The sequence below is a fragment of the Thauera sp. 2A1 genome, from assembly GCF_009469595.2.
Lineage (GTDB): Bacteria > Pseudomonadota > Gammaproteobacteria > Burkholderiales > Rhodocyclaceae > Thauera.
The window spans coordinates 232,618-252,124 of record NZ_SSXV01000001.1 but is presented as its reverse complement, the minus strand read 5'-3'; the positions used below and the strand labels follow the sequence as shown (position 1 = coordinate 252,124).

General features: G+C 66.1%; 19 protein-coding genes. 9 read left to right on the top strand and 10 right to left on the bottom strand.

The genetic code is table 11. The features are described from left to right. Positions 1–146: 146 nt before the first annotated feature. From GH664_RS01265 to aroG, 3 genes are all read right to left on the bottom strand, one after another. Positions 147–2,021 carry an ABC transporter ATP-binding protein gene (locus tag GH664_RS01265; RefSeq protein WP_153166327.1) on the bottom strand — a complete coding sequence of 625 codons (1,875 nt, stop codon included), beginning with the start codon at positions 2,019–2,021 and terminating at the stop codon, positions 147–149. Further along, on the bottom strand, positions 2,018–3,151 hold the full coding sequence (dinB, locus tag GH664_RS01260) for a DNA polymerase IV (RefSeq protein ID WP_153166326.1): 1,134 nt from the start codon (positions 3,149–3,151) through the stop codon (positions 2,018–2,020). The genes GH664_RS01265 and dinB overlap by 4 nt, the downstream gene beginning before the upstream one ends. A 256-nt stretch (positions 3,152–3,407) precedes the next feature. Then, positions 3,408–4,493: a 3-deoxy-7-phosphoheptulonate synthase AroG gene (gene aroG / locus GH664_RS01255; protein ID WP_153166325.1), complete on the bottom strand. Its 1,086-nt coding sequence runs from the start codon at positions 4,491–4,493 to the stop codon at positions 3,408–3,410. 93 nt (positions 4,494–4,586) lie between these two features. Here aroG and GH664_RS01250 point away from each other — a divergent pair, with 93 nt between their 5' ends. The 3 genes from GH664_RS01250 to GH664_RS01240 all read left to right on the top strand — a co-directional run bounded on the left by GH664_RS01250 (position 4,587) and on the right by GH664_RS01240 (position 6,733). Further along, complete coding sequence (locus GH664_RS01250; protein ID WP_153166324.1) at positions 4,587–4,913, top strand: hypothetical protein; 327 nt, start codon at positions 4,587–4,589, stop codon at positions 4,911–4,913. Between the two features lie 162 nt (positions 4,914–5,075). Beyond that, the gene (msrP, locus tag GH664_RS01245; RefSeq protein WP_153166323.1) at positions 5,076–6,023 is read left to right on the top strand and encodes a protein-methionine-sulfoxide reductase catalytic subunit MsrP; all 948 of its coding nucleotides are present in this window, start codon (positions 5,076–5,078) and stop codon (positions 6,021–6,023) included. 26 nt (positions 6,024–6,049) lie between these two features. Then, positions 6,050–6,733, top strand: a complete 684-nt coding sequence (locus GH664_RS01240) for a sulfite oxidase heme-binding subunit YedZ (protein WP_153166322.1) — start codon at positions 6,050–6,052, stop codon at positions 6,731–6,733. Positions 6,734–6,754: 21 nt separating this feature from the next. Here GH664_RS01240 and mog read toward each other — a convergent pair whose 3' ends face one another. Together mog and yjgA are read right to left on the bottom strand one after the other, a co-directional pair. Then, the gene (mog, locus tag GH664_RS01235) at positions 6,755–7,345 is read right to left on the bottom strand and encodes a molybdopterin adenylyltransferase (protein ID WP_153166321.1); all 591 of its coding nucleotides are present in this window, start codon (positions 7,343–7,345) and stop codon (positions 6,755–6,757) included. Beyond that, on the bottom strand, positions 7,342–7,941 hold the full coding sequence (gene yjgA, locus GH664_RS01230; protein WP_153166481.1) for a ribosome biogenesis factor YjgA: 600 nt from the start codon (positions 7,939–7,941) through the stop codon (positions 7,342–7,344). The genes mog and yjgA overlap by 4 nt, the downstream gene beginning before the upstream one ends. 64 nt (positions 7,942–8,005) lie before the next feature. On the opposite strand from yjgA, the gene pmbA reads away from it, so the two are divergent. Then, positions 8,006–9,346 (top strand): metalloprotease PmbA, encoded by a 1,341-nt coding sequence (pmbA, locus tag GH664_RS01225; RefSeq protein ID WP_153166320.1) that lies wholly within the window; start codon positions 8,006–8,008, stop codon positions 9,344–9,346. Between the two features lie 103 nt (positions 9,347–9,449). Beyond that, entirely contained in the window at positions 9,450–10,601 is a 1,152-nt protein-coding gene (locus tag GH664_RS01220) for a TRAP transporter substrate-binding protein (RefSeq protein WP_153166319.1), read from the top strand. 86 nt (positions 10,602–10,687) lie between these two features. Here GH664_RS01220 and GH664_RS01215 read toward each other — a convergent pair whose 3' ends face one another. Together GH664_RS01215 and GH664_RS01210 are read right to left on the bottom strand one after the other, a co-directional pair. After that, positions 10,688–12,328, bottom strand: a complete 1,641-nt coding sequence (locus tag GH664_RS01215; protein WP_153166318.1) for a TRAP transporter large permease subunit — start codon at positions 12,326–12,328, stop codon at positions 10,688–10,690. Then, the gene (locus tag GH664_RS01210; RefSeq protein WP_153166317.1) at positions 12,325–12,918 is read right to left on the bottom strand and encodes a TRAP transporter small permease subunit; all 594 of its coding nucleotides are present in this window, start codon (positions 12,916–12,918) and stop codon (positions 12,325–12,327) included. Before GH664_RS01210 ends, GH664_RS01215 begins: the two co-directional genes overlap by 4 nt. A 163-nt stretch (positions 12,919–13,081) precedes the next feature. Between GH664_RS01210 and GH664_RS01205 the strand changes: the two genes are divergently transcribed. The 4 genes from GH664_RS01205 (at position 13,082) to ribD (ending at position 16,778) form a co-directional block, all read left to right on the top strand. After that, complete coding sequence (locus tag GH664_RS01205) at positions 13,082–13,750, top strand: histidine phosphatase family protein (RefSeq protein ID WP_153166316.1); 669 nt, start codon at positions 13,082–13,084, stop codon at positions 13,748–13,750. Between the two features lie 113 nt (positions 13,751–13,863). Further along, complete coding sequence (gene glyA, locus GH664_RS01200) at positions 13,864–15,114, top strand: serine hydroxymethyltransferase (RefSeq protein ID WP_153166315.1); 1,251 nt, start codon at positions 13,864–13,866, stop codon at positions 15,112–15,114. Positions 15,115–15,160: 46 nt separating this feature from the next. Then, on the top strand, positions 15,161–15,676 hold the full coding sequence (gene nrdR / locus GH664_RS01195) for a transcriptional regulator NrdR (protein WP_153166314.1): 516 nt from the start codon (positions 15,161–15,163) through the stop codon (positions 15,674–15,676). Then, positions 15,657–16,778, top strand: a complete 1,122-nt coding sequence (gene ribD / locus GH664_RS01190) for a bifunctional diaminohydroxyphosphoribosylaminopyrimidine deaminase/5-amino-6-(5-phosphoribosylamino)uracil reductase RibD (protein WP_153166313.1) — start codon at positions 15,657–15,659, stop codon at positions 16,776–16,778. Before nrdR ends, ribD begins: the two co-directional genes overlap by 20 nt. Here the strand turns inward: ribD and GH664_RS01185 are convergent. From GH664_RS01185 to GH664_RS01175, 3 genes are all read right to left on the bottom strand, one after another. Further along, a complete protein-coding gene (locus GH664_RS01185; RefSeq protein ID WP_153166312.1) occupies positions 16,773–17,546 on the bottom strand; it encodes a molybdopterin-synthase adenylyltransferase MoeB in 774 nt (257 codons plus the stop codon). The genes ribD and GH664_RS01185 overlap by 6 nt on opposite strands. A gap of 97 nt (positions 17,547–17,643) precedes the next feature. After that, positions 17,644–18,093, bottom strand: a complete 450-nt coding sequence (locus GH664_RS01180) for a hypothetical protein (protein ID WP_194270301.1) — start codon at positions 18,091–18,093, stop codon at positions 17,644–17,646. Between the two features lie 17 nt (positions 18,094–18,110). Then, the gene (locus GH664_RS01175) at positions 18,111–19,490 is read right to left on the bottom strand and encodes a S41 family peptidase (RefSeq protein ID WP_153166310.1); all 1,380 of its coding nucleotides are present in this window, start codon (positions 19,488–19,490) and stop codon (positions 18,111–18,113) included. Between the last annotated feature and the right edge of the window lie 17 nt (positions 19,491–19,507).

Below are 19,507 nucleotides of genomic sequence, written 5' to 3'. Positions count from 1 at the left end.
GACTCCATCTCGATCGCATGAACAACGCCACCTTCGGGTGGCGTTGTCGTTTGCTGTCCGTGGTCCTCGCTCTGAACGTTCTCGCAGGAGCGACGCCATCCCCGTCGGAGACCTGACCCTGCGGTGCCAGCCGGCACTGCGGCGCGTCAGCTTCCCGTGCTCGCTTCGCCCTGGGCGGCCAGCATCTCGCGGAACAGCGCGGAAGACTGAGCCAGTTGCCACGCGCTTCCCGTCGCCTCCACCCTGCCCGCGCGCATCAGGATCACGCCGTCGAAGCGGTCGAGCAGGTGCAGGCGGTGTACCGACGAGATCAGCGTGGCGTCGGCGAAATGCTCGAACAGCCGCGAGTACACCTTCGCCTCGGTTTCGGGATCGAGGCTGCTGGTGGGTTCGTCGAACAGCACCAGCGACGAACCTTCGGCCGCCAGCACCCCGCGCGCCAGAGCCAGACGCTGGCGCTGGCCGCCTGACCAGTTCGAGCCCCCCTCGGTGACACGGGTGGCGAGCCCGCTCTTGAGGCCATCGACCAGCGGATCGGCACAGGTGGCACGCAACGCCGCGGCGATGCGTTCCGGCCCCGCGCTGCCGCCGAGCAGCAGGTTTTCAGCCAGCGTGCCCTCGAACATCTCGGCCTGCTGCGGGATCAGCGTGGCGATGGTGCGCAGCGTGGACGCCGGATCGGACTCGCGCGCGCCATCGAAATGCAGCGAGCCTTCGGCTGCCTCGTCGAGCCCGGCAAGCAGCCGCAGCAGCGTGCTCTTGCCCCCGCCGCTCGGGCCGATCAGGGCGTAGTGGCGGCCGCGCTCGAGCTCGAGGTTGTCGATGTAAAGACCCGCTCCTTCGCGCGTGCCGGCATGGGCGAAGCGCAGTCCTTCGATCTGCAGGCGCTGCCAGTGGTCCGAAGAGGAAGAACGCACCACCGGCACCTCGACCTCGCGCGCCTCGAACAGCGGCTGCGCAGCGGCGTAATCCGCGCGCTGGCGCGCCAGCGACTGGAAATGCGCGGCGATCGCGGTGATCACGCCGCCCGCCTGCTGCGCGTATTCGTACACCATGAACACCTTGCCCAGCGCGATACCGGACGCGGCTGCGCCCACCGCCGCGCCGCCGATCGCGCCCGAAGCCTCGGCCGCATACACCGCCACCAGCACGCACCACAGCATGCTCGCGAGCAGATCCACCGAGCACCACTTGACCTCGTTCAGCACGATGCTGCGCTTGAGCGGGCCGAACACCGCCACCAGCCGATCGCCGATCAGCCGCGTCACGCCTTCGCCGCGGCGCAACGCCAGCACCGACAGCACATTGCCCAGCACATCCACCAGCGCAGCGGAATACGCGCGCTCGGCGCGGTTCTCGTCCACCGCGAGGCGCATCATGACGCGGTCGAAGCGCGTGATCAGCAGGCCGATGAGGCCGTAGCCGACAATCGCCACCCAGCCCACGAGCGACGAGATCAGGTACAGCGCGATGATCGGGCCGACCAGCCGCACGGTGTTCTGCAGGTAGATGAACTGGCTCTGCGCGAAGTCGTACAGCGCATGGGTGCTTTGCTGCACGCGGTGGGTCACTTCGCCGGAATGATGGCTCTCGTGCCAGGACAGCGGGGCCGACATCAGCCGCCCCACGAGCAGGCCCGACAGCCGCTCACGCACTTTCAGCGCGACGTTGCGCTCCAGGATGCGACCCGGCCCGTGCAGCAGCCAGCTCGCGACGATGGCAGCGAACACCAGCGCGAGCCAGCGTGCCGCAGAAGGCAGCGAACCCAGGCCGCCCGACTGGATGGCGTTGATTGCATTGCCGGCAAGCCAGGGCACGAACAGCTTGAAGAGCTGCGATGCGAGCAACAGCAGGAAGGCGCCCAGGATCACCTTGCGCATCCCTTCCGCGTGATGCCACAGCGCCTTGTAGAGGGCCGGCAGACTGACGGGGCGTTCGTGCGGGACGTGGGCTTCGTCGATGGCGACGGCGGGCGGGTGAGGCTGCGGATCCTCGAGAGCGGCGGAGGTCGGCTCGGTCATGATGATGACCTCGAAGGTCGGTTTGTCGTTTGAATGTCCGGCTCGCTGATATCGTCGCACGCCGACGCGTCGTCGAACAGCCCGATCTGGCCATGCGATCCGGAATTTTCCTCCTCCTCCGCGAAGCGCACGCCCACTCCCAGCAGCCGCACCGGACGCGCACGCCGCGCATGGCCTTCGTCGAGCAATGCCAGCCACAGCGCGTCGTCCGGCGCGCTCGACACACACTCCACCGTCGTCTGGCTGAAATCGGAGAACTTGATCTTCACCACCGCCTTGTGCACCGGCCGCGTCTCCCGGGCCCGTGCGAAGCGCCGCCTGAACTCGTCGATGAGCGCCGGCATCGCCTCGCGGCAGGCGGCGACGTCAGGCAGGTCGACGGTGTAGGTCGTCTCCACCGACAGCGACTTGCGGATGCGGTCCGGCCGCACCGGCCTGTCGTCGATGCCGCGGCACAGCCGGTGCAGGCTGGCGCCGAAACTGCCGAACTCGCGCGCCAGGTCGGCGAGGCTCCACGCGCGCAGGTCGCCACAGGTGTGCACCCCGAGCCGGTTCAGCTTTGCCGCGGTGACCTTGCCGACGCCGAAAATCTTCTTCACCGGCAGCGCGGCGACGAAGGCATCCACATCCTGCGGCCGCACCACGAACTGCCCATCCGGCTTCTTCCAGTCGCTCGCCACCTTGGCCAGGAACTTGTTCGGCGCGATTCCGGCCGACGCGGTGATGCCCACCTCCTCGCGGATGCGCGCACGGATCTCCTGCGCCATCAGCGTCGCCGAGCCGCGGCAGCGGTCGACGCCGGTCACGTCGAGATAGGCCTCGTCCAGCGACAGCGGCTCCACCAGCGGCGTGTAGTCACGGTAGATCGCCAGGATGCGGCGCGAAGCCTCGCGGTAGCGGGTGAAGTCCGGCGGCAGCAGGATCAGTTGCGGACACAGCTTGAGTGCGCGCGCGGTCGACATCGCCGAATGCACGCCGAAGGCCCGCGCCTCGTAGTTGCAGGTGGCGATCACGCCGCGCTCCTCCGCCCGCCCGCCGACCGCCAGCGGCGCGCCGACGAGCGAAGGGTCGTCGCGCATCTCGACCGCGGCGTAGAAGCAGTCGCAGTCGCAGTGGATGATCTTGCGCATGATTCAGCGCGGATCGGTCCATCGCCCGCAGTGGCACGCACCAACCTGTGCGCTCCAGGCTCGGTAGTGGCAGGCGTGCGGGGCATTCCCGGCGCCGGCGAGGACTGTCTGAGCCCGAAGGGCGAGTTCCGCAGCCGGCAGAGGGAAGGCCCCGTGCGACTGCCACGGCGGGGGACGCATCACGCGTTCAATCCGAAGCATATGAAAAGAGCCCGCACGCGGCGGGCTCATGCCTGACGTCACTGCAGCAGACCAATCACTCGAACTGGGTTGCCCGCTTCACCCGGCGTTGGCGCACCGCCTCGGCCAGCACGTCGAGCACGACCACGCTGTCCTCCCAGCCGATGCAGGCATCGGTGATGCTCTTGCCGTACTCGAGCTCCTTCCCCGGCATCAGGTCCTGACGCCCCTCCTTCAGATGCGACTCCACCATCACGCCGATGATGCGATCGTCCCCATTCGCCATCTGCATCCCCACGTCGCGCGCCACCTCGATCTGCAGGCGATGCTGCTTGCGGCTGTTGGCATGCGAGAAATCGATCATCACCTTCGCCGGCACGCCACCCGCGGCCAGATCCTTGCACGCCGCCTCGACGCTCGCCGCGTCGTAGTTGGTGCTCTTGCCGCCGCGCAGGATGGCATGGCAATCCTCGTTGCCGCGCGTCGACACGATGGCCGAATGCCCCGCCTTCGTCACCGACAGGAAATGATGCGGCGACTGCGCCGCCTTGATCGCATCCACCGCGATCTTCACGTTGCCATCGGTACCGTTCTTGAAGCCAACCGGACAAGACAGGCCGGATGCCAGCTCACGATGCACCTGGCTCTCGGTCGTGCGCGCGCCGATCGCGCCCCAGCTGATGAGGTCGGCGATGTATTGCGGCGTGATCATGTCGAGGAACTCGGTGCCGGCGGGCAGGCCGAGCTCGTTGATCTCCCACAACAGCTTGCGTGCCAGCCGCACGCCCTCGTTGATGCGGAAGCTGTTGTCCAGGTAAGGATCGTTGATCAGCCCCTTCCAGCCCACGGTGGTGCGCGGCTTCTCGAAGTACACCCGCATCACGATCAGCAGGTCGTCCTTGAGCCGGTCGGCCTCCGCCTTGAGCTTGTGCGCATATTCCAGAGCCGCTTGGGCATCGTGGATCGAGCAAGGCCCGATCACCACCAGCAACCGGTCGTCGGCACCGTAAAGGATGCGGTGGATCGCCTGCCGCGCATCGTAGGCGACCTCCGCCGCCCTGGGGGTGGCCGGAAACTCGCGCAGCACGTGGGCCGGCGGCACGAGTTCCTTGATCTCCTTGATGCGGACGTCGTCGATATGGATCTTCATGGAAGCAGGCATGCTGGCAGTCTGTGCTAAATCAAAGGGAAGAGCTGGATTCTAGCCGAAGTCGCCGCCCCGCTGCCTTTGCGCGAAATTCCGCGGAGAAAGGGAATGAACGCGCCTTGCCTGCAGGCGCTGCCGGCCGAGCCGCGCGAAGTGTGGCTGCTCCTCGGCCTCGACGAGCTTGCATACGAAGAAGGCGCACGCATCACCGGCGTCCGGTTCATGCACGTGGATGGCAATGGCGAACGGCTGACCCTCTTCATCAGCGCCCGACAGGCGGCAGACCCCGCCGCCGGCTTCCGCCTTGCCGAGGAGCACGGCATCGCGATCTTCCACTGGGTCGATCGCGGCTTCGCCTGCGCGCTGTCGGGCAAGACCACGCGCGAGCTGCTGTTGCCGGTAGCCGCGAAGGTGTATCGACAACTCGCCCCTTGAACCGAATCGCGCCGCGGGCGTCACAGTTCAGCAGGCAACACAAGCGACAGCCGCGACAGGCGCCACCCCATGGCGTCGGCGGCGCGACATCGCTGCAGACCCAGGCGCGCCAGCGACCTTGCCCGGCAGCCGATGAATCAACCCCGACCGAGCCCCGCAACCATGCTTATCCAACGTCCTTCCGACATCCTGCCGTCCGAAATCACGCCCCGCGCCCGGTTCGAAGACCGCCGCCGATTCCTGCGCGATGCCGGCCTGCTGTTTGCTGCCGGCGCGCTCGGCGGCGCGCTGCCGAGCGCCGAGGCGGCCACGAACGCGGCGCCCAAGCTTGGCCCGCTGACCGCCTCGCCGTTCAGCACCAGCGAGGAGAAGACCCCCTACAAAGCCGTCACCACCTACAACAACTATTACGAGTTCGGCACCGACAAGAGCGATCCGGCCGAGAACGCCGGCCGCCTGGCCACGCGCCCATGGACGGTGCGGGTCGAAGGCTTCGCCGGCAAGCCACGCACCTTCGACATCGACGAGCTGCTGCGTCTGGCGCCGCTCGAGGAGCGCATTTACCGCCTGCGCTGCGTCGAAGGCTGGTCGATGGTGATCCCGTGGGTCGGCTTTCCGCTCGCTAGCCTGCTGAAGCAGGTCGAGCCGCTGGGCAGTGCGAAGTACGTGGAGTTCGTCACCCTGTACGACCCCAAGGTGATGAGCCGCCTGCCGGTGCTCGACTGGCCCTACGCCGAGGGTCTGAGACTGGACGAGGCGATGCACCCGCTCACGCTGCTCGCCATGGGCCTTTACGGCGAGGTGCTGCCGAACCAGAATGGCGCCCCGATACGGCTGGTGGTGCCGTGGAAGTACGGCTTCAAGAGCGCGAAATCCATCGTCACCATCCGCCTGACCGACAAGCAACCCGCCACCGCCTGGAACAAGGCGGCGAAGCATGAGTACGGCTTCTATTCGAACGTGAACCCGCAGGTCGACCACCCGCGCTGGAGCCAGGCCACCGAACGGCGCATCGGCGAGTTCCGCAAGCGGCCGACGCTGATGTTCAACGGTTACGCCGAGCAGGTTGCCAGCCTTTACCAGGGCATGGACCTGCGCGCCAATTTCTGAGCCTGACGCTGAGCCCCAACGCAATGATGAACATGCTGCAAATGCCCAGCCGCACGCAGATCGCATGGATCAAGGCGGCACTCTTCGCCCTCTGCCTGCTGCCGGCGCTGCGCCTCGCACTGGGCTGGCACAACGACACGCTGGGCGCCAACCCGATCGAAACCATCACCCGCGCCAGCGGCGACTGGACGCTGCGCTTCCTGCTGATCACGCTGTGCGTCACGCCGCTACGCCGCTTCACCGGCCTCAACTGGCTGCTGCGGCTGCGCCGCATGCTGGGTCTGTTCGCCTTCGCCTACGGCTGCGCGCACCTGACGACCTATGTGTGGCTCGACCAGTTCTTCGACTGGATGGCAATCGCGCACGACATCCTGAAGCGTCCCTTCATCACCGTGGGCTTTGCCGCACTGGTGCTGATGACGCCGCTGGCGCTCACCTCCAACGCCTGGTCCATCCGCCGCCTGGGCGGACGCAAGTGGCAGGCGCTGCATCGCTCGGTGTATGGCATCGCCATCCTCGGCGTGGTCCATTACTGGTGGCTGGTGAAGGCCGACGTGCGCGAGCCGATGCTGTACGCCTTCGCGCTGGCCTGGCTGCTGGTCCTGCGCGCCTGGTGGCGCGAACTCGAACGGCGCCGGCAGCAAGCGGTGCCGCCGCCGGTGCCGGCCTACAAGGGTCGCGTGATCCGCATCGTGCCGACGGGCAAGTGAGGCGCGGCCGGCGCGCCCCACTCAGGCCTGCCTGGGGCGGATGGCGCTCTTCGGCCGGAAGGCCTTGATCACCGCCTCGTCCGTCTCGATGTAGGGCCCGCCGATCAGGTCGACGCAGTAGGGGATGGCGGCAAAGATGCCCACATGGCGCACGCTGCCGTCGGCGGCGCGCACCCCTTCGAGGGTCTCGCGGATGGATTTGGGCTGGCCGGGCAGATTGACGATCAGGCTCTTGCCGCGGATCACCGCCACCTGGCGCGACAGGATCGCCGTCGGCACGAAATTCAGGCTGATGCGGCGCATCTCCTCACCGAAGCCGGGCATCTCCTTGTCGCCCACCGCCAGCGTGGCTTCGGGGGTGACGTCGCGCGGCGCCGGCCCGGTGCCACCGGTGGTGAGGATCAGCGAGCAGCCCGCATCGTCCGCCAGTTCGATCAGTGTCCGCTCGATCAGCGGGCGCTCGTCGGGGATCAGCCGCGCCTCTGCGCTCCAGGGGGAGGTCAGCGCCCTGCCGAGCCAGTCCTTCAGCGCGGGAATGCCCTGGTCTTCATAGCGCCCGTCAGACGCGCGGTCGCTGATCGAAACCAGGCCGATGCGGAGGTGATCACTCATGGTTGCTCCCGCCTGCGCTCGATGTCCGCGCCGTCGGCTTCCCCGTCGCCTGCCGCAACGTCCTCCTGTGGCGTTGCGGCCTCCTCCAGCTCGCGCAGCACGCGGAAGATCTCGCGGAAGGCCTTGGGCGGCTTGCCCGCCTCGCGCTCCTTGAGCGCGTTGCGGCGCAGCGTGCGCAGGTATTGCAGGTCGGCATCGGGCCAGGCGTCGGCAATGGCGCCGATCGCCTTCTCGTCCTCCAGCAGTTCGTTGCGCAGGCGCTCGAGGCGGTGCATCTTCGCCACTTCGGCCGCGGAGTTGCCGTTGAAGATGTCGAGCTGAGCCTGGATGGGCCCGGGGTCGATATTGCGCATCAGCTTGCCGATGTACTGCATCTGGCGCCGGCGCGCCTCCATCTTGAAGCGCTGCGCGTCGCGGATGGCTTCGTAGAGGGATTCGGGCAGCGGTACCTTCTTGAGCCGCTCGGGAGAGAGCGCGACGAGTTGCTCGCCGAGATCCTGCAAGGCATGCATCTCGCGCTTCAGGCTGCTCTTGCTTGGCGGCTCGGGCGCTTCGTCGGCGGGGTCGGAATGGCGGCGGCGCGAATCGGAATGCATCACGAAGTAGAGGGCTGGCGGGAACGGGTTAAGATTATAGCCCTTGCCCCACCCGCTCCCGTCCATGTCCGAACAAGGCTTTTCCTTCTCCCAGGCGCAGTTGCGCGAGATCGCCACCGACATCCTCAAGTACGCGAAGAAGCGCGGCGCCTCCGCATGCGCCACCGACGTGTCGGAAGGTTTCGGGCAATCGGTGTCGATACGCAAGGCTGAGGTCGACACCATCGAATACAACCGCGACAAGGGCGTCGGCGTTACCGTCTATCTGGGCCAGCAGCGCGGTTACGCGAGCACCTCGGACTTTTCGAAGGCCGCGCTCAAGGCGACGGTGGATGCCGCGCTGTCGATCGCGCGCTTCACCGCGCCCGACCCGTGCGCGGGGCTTGCGGACGCTGCGCTGATGGCGAAGGACTGCCCGGACCTCGACCTGTTCCATCCGTGGGATATCGAGGTGGATGACGCCATCGCGCTGGCGCGCCGCTGCGAAGAGGCCGCGTTCGCGGTGAGCCCCAAGATCACCAACTCGGAAGGCGCCAGCACCTCGATCCAGCAGGCGCACTTCGTGTCGGCCAACAGCCATGGCTTCATCGGCGGCTACGCCAGCAGCCGGCATGGCCTGTCGTGCTCGGTGATCGCCGGCGAGGGCGACGCCATGCAGCGGGAATACTGGTACGACTCGCGCCGCGACGCGGCCGAGCTGATGTCGGCCGAGGACATCGGCCGCATCGCCGGCGAGCGGGCGCTGGCGCGCCTGGGCGCGAAGAAGATCCGCACCTGCGAGGTGCCGGTGATCTTCGAGGCACCGCTGGCGGTCGCGCTGATCGGCAACTTCGTGCAGGCGGTGAGCGGCGGCTCGCTGTACCGCAAGTCCAGCTTCCTGCTGGACAGCCTCGGCCAGCCGGTGTTCTCGCCGGTCGTCAGCATCGCGGAGCGTCCGCACCTGAAGAAGGCATTCGGCTCCAGCCCCTTCGACAACGAAGGGGTGGCCACGCACGACCGCGAGGTGGTGATCGACGGCGTGCTGCAGGGCTACTTCCTGTCCGCCTATTCGGCACGCAAGCTGGGCATGCAGACCACCGGCAATGCCGGCGGCTCGCACAACCTGCGGGTGAAGGCGGGCGACGACGACCTGCCGGCGCTGATGCGCAGGATGGAGCGCGGGCTGCTGGTCACCGAGCTGCTGGGTCACGGTGTGAACTACGTCACGGGCGACTATTCACGCGGTGCGGCAGGCTTCTGGGTCGAGAAGGGCCGCATCAAGCATGCGGTGGAAGAGATCACCATCGCCGGCAACCTGCGCGACATGTTCCGCGGCATCGTCGCCATCGGCAACGATGCGCTGCCGCGTGGCGCCAAGCACTGCGGCTCCCTGCTCATCGAACGCATGAAGGTCGCCGGCCGCTGACCTGCCCCTGCGGGGCTAGGGTTTTCCGTGAGTGCCTGTCTGATTGCCGTGCCTATAATCATCCGCTGATGTTTTCATTCCTCAACCACGACTAGGAGACAACGTGGAACGTCGCTCATTTCTGAAGAAAGCCGGCGCTGGATTGGCAGCCGGAGCGGCCGTGGGCCTTGCCGCCTGCGGCAAGACGGAACAAGCCGCCGCTCCCGCCGCGCCCCCGGCGGGCGGCACCGCAGGAGCACCAGCAGTCCAGACCGGTCTGCCGGAAGTCAAGTGGCGCATCACGTCCAGCTTCCCCAAGAGCCTCGACACCATCTTCGGCGGTGCGGAGACATTGGCGAACCGCCTGCGCGAAATGACCGACGGCAAGTTCGACATCCGCGTGTTCCCCGGCGGGGAGATCGTTCCCGGCCTGCAGGCGCTCGACGCGGTGCAGCAAGGCACGGTGGAAGCGTGCCACACCTGCTCGTACTACTACGTGGGCAAGGACAAGACCTTCGGCTTCGGCACCTCGGTGCCCTTCGGCCTCAATGCCAGGCAGATGAACGCATGGCTGCAGTTCGGCGGCGGCCAGGCCTTGCTCGACGAGTTCTACAGCAACTACAACGTGGTGTCCTTCGCCGGCGGCAACACCGGCGTGCAGATGGGCGGCTGGTTCCGCAACCCGGTGAAGTCGCTGGAGGACGTGAAAGGCCTGAAGATGCGCATCGCCGGCCTCGGCGGAGAGGTGTTCGCGCGCATCGGCGCAATCCCGCAGCAGATCGCTGGCGGTGACATCTACCCCTCGCTGGAAAAGGGCACCATCGATGCCGCCGAGTGGGTGGGTCCGTACGACGACGAGAAGCTTGGCTTCTACAAGGTCGCGCCGAACTACTATTACCCGGGCTGGTGGGAGCCGGGCCCGGCGATCCATTTCTTCGTCAACAAGGCCGAGTGGGACAAGCTGCCCAAGATCTACCAGTCGGCGTTCCGCGCGGCGGCGCACGAAGCCAACGTGACGATGATGTCCTCGTACGACGACAAGAACCCGCAGGCCCTCGCCCGGCTCCTGTCGAACGGTGCCAAGCTGCACGCCTTTCCGGACGACGTCTTGAAAGCTGCCTACAAGGCGGCATTCGAGTTCTACAACGAGGAGTCCGGCAAGAATCCGGCCTTCGCGAAGATCTTCGCAGCCTACGACAAATACCGCAAAACTGAGAACGCCTGGTTCAGCGTCGCGGAAGCCAGCATGGACCGCTTCGTGCAAACGCAGCGTTAAGCACGACTGCCAAAAAAAACCGCACTTCGGTGCGGTTTTTTTTCGTTCCTGCCTCCGGCTGGCACCGAAGCGCCAGCCGGTTTGGCTCATTTCTGCCCTTGCAGTTGCTGCAACAGGTCAGGCGCGCCGCCGTCTCCGTCTCCGCCTCCACTACCCTGCTGCAACTGCAGCTCGAGCTGGAGCTCGGCCGGCTTGCCTCCACCCTTGGCAACCTCGTGCGAGATCAGGTTGGGGAACATGATGATCAGCGCGACCATGATGATCTGGATGATCACGAAAGGCACGGCGCCCCAGTAGATCTCCGTGGTCTTGACCTTTGGTGGCGCGACGGAGCGCAGGAAGAACAGCGCGAAGCCGAACGGCGGGTGCATGAACGAAGTCTGCATGTTCACCGCCAGCAGCACCCCGAACCAGATCAGGTCGATCCCCAGCTTGTCCGCCACCGGTGCCAGCAGCGGCACGATGATGAACGCAAGCTCGAAGAAATCGAGGAAGAAGGCGAGCAGGAAAACGAGGATGTTCACCGCGATCAGGAAGCCGGTCTGGCCGCCTGGCATGGAGATCAGCAGGTGTTCCACCCACAGGTCGCCATTGACTCCGCGGAAGGTGAGGCCGAAGACGGTGGAGCCGATCAGGATGAACACCACGAAGCACGACAGCTTGGTCGTGGAGTCCATCGCCTGCTTGAGCAAGCCCAACGACAGGCGCTTGCGCGACAATGCCATCAGCACGGCGCCGACGGCACCCATCGCACCCCCTTCGGTCGGCGTCGCGACGCCGATGAAGATCGTGCCCAGCACGAGGAAGATCAGGCCGAGGGGCGGAATCAGCACGAAGGTGACACGCTCGGCCATCCTCGACAGCAGGCCCATGCCGGTCACGCGGTTGATGATCGCGGCGACGAAGGCGAAGCCGATCGCCACCAGCGCACCGATCACGATGACCTCGTCCTTGGCCTTGCCGGCGCCAAACCACTGCGCGAACAGCCAGGCCACGCCGACCGACAGCACCAGCAGCACGCCAAGCGAGCGCAGGCCGCTGGCGCCATCGTCTTCACGGATCGTCCTTGCTTCAGGCGGCATCGCGGGCGCCGCTTTCGGCCAGAAGATGGTGACCAGCAGGATGTAGCCTACGTACAGACCTGTCAGCACCAGGCCGGGCAGCAGCGCGCCCTGGTACATGTCACCGACCGAGCGGCCCAACTGGTCCGCAAGCACGATCAGCACCAGCGAGGGCGGGATGATCTGCGCCAGCGTGCCCGAGGCCGCGATCACGCCCGAGGCGATGCGGTGGTCGTAGCCGTAGCGCATCATGATCGGCAGCGAGATGAGCCCCATGGAGATCACCGAAGCCGCCACCACGCCGGTGGTTGCCGCGAGCAGTGCGCCGACGAAGATCACCGCATAGGCGAGGCCGCCGCGGATCGGCCCGAAGAGCTGGCCAATGGTGTCGAGCAGGTCTTCGGCCATGCCGCTGCGCTCGAGGATCAGCCCCATGAAGGTGAAGAAGGGAATAGCCAGCAGCGTGTCGTTGGCCATGATGCCGAAGATGCGCTCCGGCAGGGCCTGGAACAGCGCCGGGCTGAGCAGGCCGAGCTCGATGCCGACGAGGCCGAACAGGATGCCGTTGGCGGCGAGCGCGAATGCCACCGGGAAACCCAGCAACAGGAAGAACACGAGCGCCGCGAACATCACCGGCGCCATGTTGGCGATCAGGAACTGGGTCATTTCGCCTCCCCTTGCTTCTGCGCCTTGATCGAGGCGGCGAGTTCCTCTTCGGCCGATGGTCCTTTGCGCTTGTCCAGCGGATTGGGGATATGGCCGGCAAGGAAGGCGATGCGCTTGATCAATTCCGAGATTGCCTGCAGGAAAAGCAACGCCATGCCCGCCGGCAGCAGCAGCTTCACCGGCCAGCGAATCAGGCCGCCTGCGTTGGCCGACATCTCGCCGGACTTGAACGACAGCATGAAGGGCGACCACGACAGCCACAGCACCAGCCCGACCATCGGCATCAGGAAGAAGAGGATGCCGATGATGTCCACGATGTTCTGCCCTCGGGGCGACAGGTGGCTGGTGACGACGTCGATGCGCACGTGCTCGTTGCGCAGGAAGGTGTAACCCGCGGCAAGCATGAAGATCGCTGCAAACAGATACCACTGGATCTCGAGCAGTGCGTTCGAACTTGTGTTAAACAGCTTGCGGACGAGCGCATTGCCTGCGCTGATCACCACCGCGATCAGCACCAGCCACAGCACGCCTCGACCGACCCGTTCGTTGATCCAGTCGATCAACCGGGAGAGGCTAAGCAGGAAGGACACGAAAAGCTCCTCGAAAGAAATATCGGTTCGGATTCCGGCGGACACATGCATTCGGCTCCGCAGGAGAGCGCTCCACGAGTTCCACGAACGTGAAACGGAGCCAAAGGGCGCGAAGATTATTGCATGGGGCGGGTTTGCGCCAAGCTAGGGCGAGTACGTATCAATGAACAGGCACATTCAAGCTTTCACCCCCAACGCGTGCAGGATCTGCCTTGTCCGCCATGGCGAGACGAGCTGGAATGCCGAGCGGCGCCTTCAGGGCCACATCGACATCCCGCTGAACCAGAGGGGCCATGCCCAGGCACAGAGCACCGCGCACAGCCTGGCAGCCTTCCATTTCAACGCGATGTACAGCAGCGACCTGCAGCGCGCGCAAGTCACCGCTCAGGCGATTGCCGCGCAGCGACCGCAACCGCTGCTGACCGAGCAACGCCTGCGCGAGCGCCATTACGGACACTTCCAGGGCCTCACCTACGATGAGGCGGCCAGGCGTTATCCCGAGGCCTATGCTCGCTTCAAGGCACGCGAGCTCGACCAGCCCATTCCCGGACAGGGTGAAAGCCTCGCTGCCTTCGCCGCGCGCGTGACGGAAGCCCTGGCCGACATCGCGCAGCGCCACACCGGGCAGCACGTGCTCGTCGTCACCCACGGTGGCGTGCTCGATATCGCCCACCGCCTCGCGGCCGCCAAGCCGCTGCACACGCCACGCGATTTCGCGATCCCCAATGCCGCACTGAACTGGATCGAGCGCGACGCGGGGCGCTGGCGCCTGATCCACTGGGGCGACGAGCGCCACCTGGCGCAGGCGCTGGACGAACTGCCAAATGCTTGAATCGGCCTGAATCGGCCTGAACCGGCGCAGCCCGCCTGCGCCGCGGCGGAGCCCGACGTGCGCTCGCATGGTAGAATTTGCGTCCGAAATCAACCCTCTTCAGAGTCTGCTCCATGTTCTCCTCGCAAGACACCCTCGCCAAGGTCGATCCCGAGCTGTGGGCCGCCATCCAGGCGGAGAACCGCCGCCAGGAAGACCACATCGAACTGATCGCATCGGAAAACTACGTCTCCCACGCCGTGATGGAAGCCCAGGGCTCCCAGCTCACGAACAAGTATGCGGAAGGCTATCCGGGCAAGCGTTACTACGGCGGGTGCGAGCATGTCGATCTTGCTGAACAACTGGCGATCGATCGTCTGAAGAAGCTGTTCGGCGCCGAGGCAGCGAACGTGCAGCCCAACTCGGGCTCACAGGCGAACCAGGCAGTCCTGATGGCCTTCGCCAAGCCGGGCGACACCATCATGGGCATGAGCCTGGCCGAAGGCGGCCACCTCACCCATGGCATGCCGCTGAACATGTCGGGCAAGTGGTTCAACGTCGTTGCCTACGGCCTGAACGAAAAGGAAGAGATCGACTACGGCCAGATGGAAGCGCTGGCGCGCGAGCACAAGCCTCGCATCATCATCGCCGGCGCTTCGGCCTACTCGCTGCGCATCGACTTCGAGCGTTTCGCGAAGATCGCGAAGGAAGTCGGCGCCATCTTCTGGGTGGACATGGCGCACTATGCGGGCCTGATCGCGGCGGGTTTCTATCCGAGCCCCGTGCCGCACGCCGACGTCGTCACCTCGACCACGCACAAGACCCTGCGCGGCCCGCGCGGCGGCATCATCCTGATGAAGGCCGAGCACGAGAAGGCGATCAACTCCGCCATCTTCCCCGGCCTGCAGGGTGGCCCGCTGATGCATGTGATCGCGGGCAAGGCGGTCGCCTTCAAGGAAGCGGCTTCGCCCGCGTTCCGCAACTACCAGGAGCAGGTCATCGCCAACGCCCGCGTGATGGCGCGCGTGCTGTCCGAAGAGCGCGGCCTGCGCATCGTCTCCGGCCGCACCGAGAGCCACGTGTTCCTGGTGGACCTGCGCCCGAAGAAGATCACCGGCAAGGCTGCCGAGGCAGTGCTGGGCAGCGCCCACATCACTGTGAACAAGAACGCGATCCCGAACGATCCGGAAAAACCCTTCGTCACCTCCGGCATCCGCATCGGCTCGCCGGCGATGACCACCCGTGGCTTCACCGAGATCGAGGCCGAGAAAATCGCCCACCTCATCGCCGACGTGCTCGATGCGCCGGATGATCAGGCGGTGCTCGCACGCGTGCGCGGCCAGGTCGCCGAGCTGTGCGCCAAGTTCCCAGTGTACGGCAAGTAAGCGCCCCGGGCAGGGTGCATGCCCTGCCCTTCTCGCCCGACCAGCCATGAAGTGCCCCTTCTGCGGCGACCCGAACACTCAGGTCACCGACACGCGCGAGAACGAGGACGGCGACGTCGTGAGGCGTCGCCGTCGCTGCGTGAACTGCGACAAGCGCTTCACCACCTACGAGCGCATCGACCTCAAGATGCCGCACATCGTCAAGCGCAACGGGAATCGCACCGAGTTCGACCACGGCAAGCTCGCCGGCAGCATGAAGCTCGCGCTGCGCAAGCGCCCCGTCACCATGGAGGCGATCGAGGCCGCCGTCGACCGCATCGAAGGCCGCCTGCTGTCGATGGGCGAGCAGGAAGTACCGAGTGAGAAAGTCGGCGAACTGGTGATGAAGGAGCTCAAGCAGCTCGACAAGGTCGCCTATATCCGCTTTGCGTCGGTGTATCGCAACTTCGCCGACGTGGACGAATTCTCCGAAGTGATCCGGGAAGTGCAGGCCCGTCCCAAGCGCGGCCGTCCGCCCGCGCAACCTGCCGCCGACTCCGAGAATGATCTTTTCGGCAACTGACCACGCGGCGATGGCCCGGGCGCTCGCGCTCGCGGCGCGTGGCCTGGAGACGACCTCGCCGAACCCCCGCGTCGGCTGCGTGCTGATGAAGGACGGCCAGATTGTCGGCGAAGGCTGGCACCGGCGCGCCGGCGAACCTCATGCCGAGGTCCACGCACTGTCGATGGCGGGCAGCGCCGCGCGCGGCGCCACCGCCTACGTGACCCTCGAACCATGCTCCCACTTCGGCCGCACCCCGCCCTGCGCCGATGCGCTGATCGATGCCGGCGTCGGACGTGTGGTGGCGGCAATGGAAGATCCGAATCCGCTCGTCGCCGGCCGCGGACTCGCACGCCTGCGTGCAGCCGGCATCGTCACCGAGCACGGTCTGCTGCAGGGCGAGGCACGAGAACTCAACATCGGCTTCGTGTCACGCATGACGCGCGGCCGCCCCTGGCTGCGGCTGAAGGCGGCGAGCACGCTGGACGGCAAGACCGCGCTGAACAACGGCGTCAGCCAATGGATCACCGGCGAAGCCGCGCGCCGCGACGGTCACCGCTGGCGGGCACGCGCCTGCGCCATATTGACCGGCATCGGCACCGTGCGCGAGGACGATCCGCAACTCACCGTGCGCGCCGTACCTTGCGAGCGGCAGCCCTTGCGCATCGTCGTGGACGCCAGGCTGGACATCCTGCCCCACGCGCGCATCCTGCAGGACGAGCCCATCCTGATCGCAACCGCCGCCGTGGATGGGGCCCGCATTCGCGCACTGGAAGCCGACGGACATCAGGTGGAAGTGTTGCCGGATGCCGCCGGCAAGGTCGACCTTCAGCGACTGATGCAGGCCCTCGCCGACCGCGGTCTCAACGAGATCCACGCCGAGGCCGGCATGAAGCTGAACGGTTCACTGCTGCGCGCGCATTGTGTCGACGAGCTGCTGCTTTACGTGGCGCCGATGCTGGTCGGGGATGCGGCCCAGGGCCTGTTCCGGCTGCCCGAACTTGCCCGACTCGACGACGCGCTGCGCCTGCGCATCCACGACCTGCGCAGCATCGGCAACGACCTCAGGCTGCTCGCCCGCCTCGTCCATGGCGGCCAGGCGCCGGATGAGCAATCCTCATAGCGTCGGCGTCGGCTGCTGCACAGGCTGGCCGCACACGGCGCAGTCTGGATCCTTGCCGTAGGCGACGCTGCGCCAGGTCATCGACAAGCCCTCGAGCAGCAGCAGGCGCCCGGCCAGCGGTTCGCCACAACCCACGATCAGCTTGAGCGCCTCGGCCGCCTGCACCGCACCGATGATGCCGACCAGCGGCGCGAACACGCCCATCACCGCGCAGCGCACCTCCTCGACATCTTCGCCTTCGGGAAACAGGCAGTGATAGCAGGCTGAATCGGCGTGACGCAGGTCGAAAACGGACACCTGGCCGTCGAAGCGGATCGCCGCACCGGACACCAGCGGCTTGCGATGGCGCACGCATGCCCGGTTCACCGCATGGCGGGTGGCGAAGTTGTCGCAGCAGTCGAGCACCACGTCAGCCGCCGCAATCTGTTCGGCCAGCGCCTCGCCTTCGAGGCGCTGCGCAATCGTCTCCACACGGCAATGGGGATTCAGGCGGTGCAGGGTGTCGCGCCCCGATTCGACTTTCAGCCTGCCGATCGACTCGGCCGAATGCAGGATCTGGCGCTGCAGGTTGGTCAGATCGACGGTGTCGTGATCGGCAAGCGCCAGCGTGCCGACACCAGCCGCCGAAAGATACATGGCCGCGGGCGAGCCGAGCCCCCCGGCACCGATGACGAGCACCCGTGCGCCGAGGATGGCCTCCTGGCCGGCAACGTCGATTTCAGGCAGCAGGATGTGGCGGCTGTAGCGCAGCAGTTGATCGTCGTTCATGGCCGATGGGCGCAGCAAGATGCAGACTCGAAGGTGGCGCCGGTGCGTGGCGGCATGTTGCCGCGCGACTCGTGCCCCGCCCTCCTGTCGTCCTGCCTTACTTGTATTCGCGAAGCTCCGGCGGCGTGTCGTCGTGATCGCCGTGCACGTGATGGTTCCAGGCCTGGATGTAGACCTCGTTAGACTGCTTGATCAGCCGTTCGGGAGAGACCAGGTTGTGACGCTGGGTTTCCTCGGTGAAATACACCAGCGCGCGGACAAGCTTCATGTACAGCGTGTTGTCGAGGGCGAATCCGGCGTCGCGCAGTGCATCCTCGAGCACCTCGAGAGAGTAGTCGAGCACCGAATAGCGCACGATCACTGCGTGCGCGCGGTTGCTGCGTTCCACATGCAGGCCCTTGAGCATTCTGAGGGCCTGCCACGCACGTTCGACCTGGCCGGGCGGCATCGCCTTGAAGCGCAGTTCGCGCTGCTTGGTCAGCCCGCTTCCGGGCGCAGGGTGCTCATGATGCCTGCCGGCCAGCTTGTAGGCGGTTTCCCGACGCATCATGCGGCTCCCTGCTTTTACTTGTTTTTATTCTGGACGATCTGCAATCCCTTGAGAAGGTTGATCGCCTGGTCGAGCTGGCGGTCATCCTTGCCCGCCAGTTCGAAGCGGGGCGTCTCGACCGCCTCATCTTCTGCCGGCGTTGCGGCCTTGTCCTTCTGCTCCGCCTTGCGCTCCGCGCCCGGATCCTTGTCGTTGCCGAGATGACGCTGCAGATCGACTTCGCGCAGCCGCTTGCCCGAGCCGTTCGCGGTGTCCTCGACGACGATGTCCGGCTCGATGCCCTTGGCCTGGATCGAACGTCCGCTCGGCGTGTAGTAGCGTGCGGTGGTGAGCTTGATCGCAGTATTGTTGTTGAGCGGCAGGATGGTCTGGACCGAGCCCTTGCCGAAGGTCTGGGTACCCATCACGACTGCGCGCTTGTGATCCTGCAGCGCGCCGGCGACGATCTCGGAAGCTGACGCCGAGCCACCGTTGACCAGCACCACCATCGGCAGATCGCGCACGGCCGGCGGCAGGTGGCGCAGGAAGTCATCCCGCGAGCCGCGCAGGTAGTCCTCGGGCGAAGCACGGTATTCACGCTTGGCGTCCTCGGTACGGCCGTCGGTGGACACCACCAGCGTGTTCGAGGGCAGGAAAGCTGCCGCCACGCCCACCGCGCCGTGCAGCAGGCCGCCCGGGTCGTTGCGCAGGTCCAGCACCAGCCCCTTCAGGTCGTTGCCCTTGGCCAGCTTGTCGAGGTGCTGGACCAGCGACGATGCGGTGTTCTCCTGGAACTGTGCGACGCGCACATAGCCATAGCCCGGCTCGACCAGCTTGGACTTGACGCTCTGCACCTTGATGACCTCGCGCGTCAGCGTGATCACGATGGGGCGGTTCTCGCCCTTGCGCATGATGGTCAGCGTGATGTCGGTCTTGGGCTTGCCGCGCATGCGCTTGACCGCATCGTTCAGGCTCATGCCCTTGACCGGCGTGTCATCGAGCTTGACGATGAGATCGCCGGTCTTCACGCCGGCGCGGAAGGCTGGCGTATCCTCGATCGGCGACACCACCTTGACGAAACCGTCCTCCATGCCCACTTCGATGCCAAGGCCGCCGAATTCGCCCTGGGTGCCAACCTGCAGCTCCTTGAAGGCTTCGGCATCCAGATAAGCCGAGTGCGGGTCGAGCCCGGACAACATGCCGCTGATGGCGTCGGTGATGAGCTTCTTGTCCTCGACAGGTTCGACATAACCCTGCTTGATCGCACTGAACACATCGGCGAACGCACGCAATTCCTCGACCGGCAAGGGTGCGAGCGCAACCTTGTCGGCATTGGCGGAGAAATTGAGGCTGATCATCACGCCGGCGAACACGCCTGTCATGACGAGTCCGAACTGCTTCAGCTTGCTGCCCATGAATACTCCATCGGAGA